Source organism: Lutibacter oricola (assembly GCF_900106565.1).
GTDB classification, from domain to species: domain Bacteria; phylum Bacteroidota; class Bacteroidia; order Flavobacteriales; family Flavobacteriaceae; genus Lutibacter; species Lutibacter oricola.
The window spans coordinates 1-3,522 of the sequence record NZ_FNNJ01000031.1 but is presented as its reverse complement, the minus strand read 5'-3'; the positions used below and the strand labels follow the sequence as shown (position 1 = coordinate 3,522).

3 protein-coding genes are annotated in these 3,522 nt (G+C 26.4%); all 3 read right to left on the bottom strand.

Annotated features, from left to right (window positions below; translation table 11 throughout):
• Positions 1 to 781: 781 nt before the first annotated feature.
• On the bottom strand, positions 782 to 1,432 hold the full coding sequence (locus BLU40_RS17175; RefSeq protein WP_090126690.1) for a hypothetical protein: 651 nt from the start codon (positions 1,430 to 1,432) through the stop codon (positions 782 to 784).
• A 151-nt stretch (positions 1,433 to 1,583) separates the two neighbouring features.
• Positions 1,584 to 2,144 (bottom strand): hypothetical protein, encoded by a 561-nt coding sequence (locus BLU40_RS17170; protein ID WP_090126687.1) that lies wholly within the window; start codon positions 2,142 to 2,144, stop codon positions 1,584 to 1,586.
• A gap of 151 nt (positions 2,145 to 2,295) precedes the next feature.
• Positions 2,296 to 3,249, bottom strand: coding sequence for a hypothetical protein (locus BLU40_RS17165; RefSeq protein WP_090126684.1), 954 nt, complete (start codon positions 3,247 to 3,249; stop codon positions 2,296 to 2,298).
• Between the last annotated feature and the right edge of the window lie 273 nt (positions 3,250 to 3,522).

Below are 3,522 nucleotides of genomic sequence, written 5' to 3'. Positions count from 1 at the left end.
TAAGTCAGAAAAGTGATATTCTTCTTGAGCATAACTTAAGCTTGCTATTAGGAATAGTATATATGTTAATTTTTTTCTCAAATGTATGCTAACGGTTTAGGATAACAAAAGTTGTGTTTAAGTTATCGCAATTTTTCGTTTATAAAATTAATAAAATAAAAGTTAAGAAACATTCTATTTAGCAGAAAGCAACAATTTTGGTTATGCATTGTTGCCTGTTGCGGCTTTGCATTTTGGTGCTAAAAAATCATACGTAGCAATTTTCATTCATGGATGTTTTTATTTCTCAAATTTATCTTTTTAGTTTACTTAATCTTAATTATTTATTTTTATATCGAGTTTTCTCTCACGTCTGAGTTAGTATTCCGTTTTCATTGCTCAAAATCCTCCGTTTTGCTCATTTTCACGTTTCAACTAGAATTCGTAGTTGTGCTAAAATCGTTCTGTTTTAATGAGCTTTTTGCGTTTTAATTTATCTTTTGTTTAATTCTCAAATAATTCACATTAGTTTCTGTTTGATAGAGTAGAAGAGTTATCATAATTTTCCCTCAGTGAATTATTTTTTTCGTGCCTCTGTCAGTCTAACTATTTTAATCTTAAATGACTAAAATGTGGATTTCAGAAGTGAAATCCGCTGTTACAGGCAACGGTTTTTGGTATGTTTTGTTGAGTGATTTAGCTATAAATTTAGTAAATAATTACCGACCAAGAAAATCCGATAGGATTTTCGTAAGTAGGCTAGAACGAAACAATAAAATATACCAGTTGTTGCCCACAGTATTTATTTCCTATATATTATGTAAAACGTGAAATCTGTTTTTAAATCATTAGTTTGTATTTCTTGTTTATGTAAAACTTTATAATCACATTCAACATTCTGCTTTTCTTTCAAATGTGTTTTAACATCTTTAAATCCATTTAGTAAATTTTCTTCCCAAGTTATTTTACTATTATTTAATTGATATTTAGAAAGAGTATTCAATCCCCATTTATTTTCAAATTCCTCAAAATTTTCTCTATCTGTTTTACAAATAATTTGAAGAAATGCATTAACTTTTTTTCCCTCATCGTATTCTCTTTCTATGAAATCTTTCTGTAGAATATTTGTCAAATAATTCGAGAAATATGAACTATCTCTCGGATAATTATATTTTAATTCCATTGTAAAATTCACAACTTTTTCAGTGCAAATTGAAAAGTCAATTGTAGCTCGAGCTTTTGTCTTTATATTTTTATATCTTGGATGTTCTCCAAAAGCTCTTTTTTCAGAGTTTTCTTCATTGTAAATTTCTACGATTAAGTTTCTTATATGACTTTCAAGTTTTTGATTCGGGAAATTCGATAAATTTATTTTTAATCTTTTAGAAAATATATCTGATGTAATTATGGTTTGAATATCAGAAATGAATTTTTCTGTAATATCTTTTTTCATATTGTGGGCAACGGTTTTGTGTTATGATTTCGTTGCGATAATGTCGTAAGACTTATCGTAAAAGAAATCGAATTTTAAAGTTAAGATTATTTGTCGTAAAACGACAAAATTTAGCAATGAATTATACACAGTGTTGTACCCTGTTTTTTTATTAATCATATCCAAAATCAAATGTTCGGACAAGTTTATTCTTTCTGTCAATCTCAATGAATGTTTCAAAGTGATGATAAATCCAATGTAATTCAGTCATTTTTTCCTTTTGATTTTCAATCTTCTGTTTTGAAAGCCACCAAATCCCATTTTGCAATTTTGTCCTTTCAGATATTTCTCTTTCTGCTTGGTCAATTAATCTTTGTGCATCTTCTCTGTCATCTTCCCAATCATCAGTTCTAAACTTTATCAACCAACTTTTAAACTCTTTAATATCTCTTATAAAATTAAAGTCTTTTAAGACTAATTTTTCAAATATAAATGGTCTTTCGAGTATCATTTTTATTGATTCTCTGTTTATCTCAATCTTTGAGTTGTCCATTTCTTTATGATAGATTTTTTCATTGAGAATTCGAGTTTTTAATAATTTAGAAATTATTTCACTATCAGTCTTATGAAATAATTCTTTATCAGAGATTTTGAATTCATAAAGTATAAACCATTGTGTGTCAATCCTGAAAGTTGTAAAGTAGTTTAGTTTTATGTTTTTATTATCTATCATTCTTAAATAGGGTACAACGGTTTTTGGTATGTTTTGTTGAGTGATTAAGCTATAAATTTAGTAAATAATTACCGACCAAGAAAATCCGATAGGATTTTCGTAAGTAGGCTAGAACCAAACAATAAAATATACCAGTTGTTAGCTGTAGTTTTTAATCAAAATGTTTTTTTAAAAAATTAATTCTTTCCTCCATCAGCATTAATTTATGTTCATAGAACATTGATGCGAACGGAAATGTTTCATCAAAATCTCGAAACCAATATCCAAAATGTTGGCTGTCACTATCAACGAATTGATTAAACATTTTCTCGTTTTGTTCAAAATTTGAAAATTGATCTTTGGAATTAAAAGTATCTTTAATTTCTTTATATAGCACATTTAATTCCTTTTGACATTTTTTAATTTTATTTTTATTATCCTCGATTATATCATTTTCTTCCAATGGAATTTTTAATGAATAAATTTTATCAGAAAGAAGTATTGTTATAGCTTCTTGTAATAACAAGGAATCTAAAATATAATCTATAATCTTGTCGTAATCAAGCTCTATCTTATGAGTCGAAGAAAGAAAATCATGGCAAATAATATTTCTCAACTCATATATCTCTTTAAGGTTTGTAATAATTCTATTTTTGTCAATTGGTCTTTCAGGAGTAGAAAGATAATCAAGCTCATAATCAATCAATGAAGATTCAATACTTTTTACTGAATTTAAAAAGTCAATATCAGTTATCTCTTTAAAATTCTTAAGAATGCTCTCAATGGATGAATATTTCAATGAATATGCAATCAAATCTCCTAAACTGAAATAAGATTTTGTTATGCTAAATATGTCCTCAACATCTATTCTACTACCATATCGTTTTAGAATATTTTTGGATTTTTCAATATATACAGAATCAAAATCAAATAATGCGGCAAAAGTTTCTTTAAAAAAACTTTCATTAGCAGAAACAATATTTACAATTACTATACTTAAAAAAGTTTTATCTTCTTTTCTTTCTAGTAATTTTTCGTAGAAATTGTGAAGCTGTGATGTTATGTTTAACCTATCAAATTCTTTAATATTTGACTTAGATTTTTTTATTTTATCAGAAATTTTCATTCGTATTAAATTTTTAATCTAATTACAGCTAACGGTTTTTGGTATGTTTTGTGGCGTGATTAAGCAATAAATTTAGTAAATATTTACCGACCTAGAAAATCCCTTTAGGATTTTCGTAAGTGTGCAAAAACCAAGCTATAAAATATACCAGTTGTTGCCTACTTTGGCTATGCATTTTGGTGCTAAAAAATCATACTGTTGTCATTTTTATTCTGTGTTTTTTTATTAACTTAAATTTATCTTTTTAGTTTAATTAATCTTAAAATCATTATT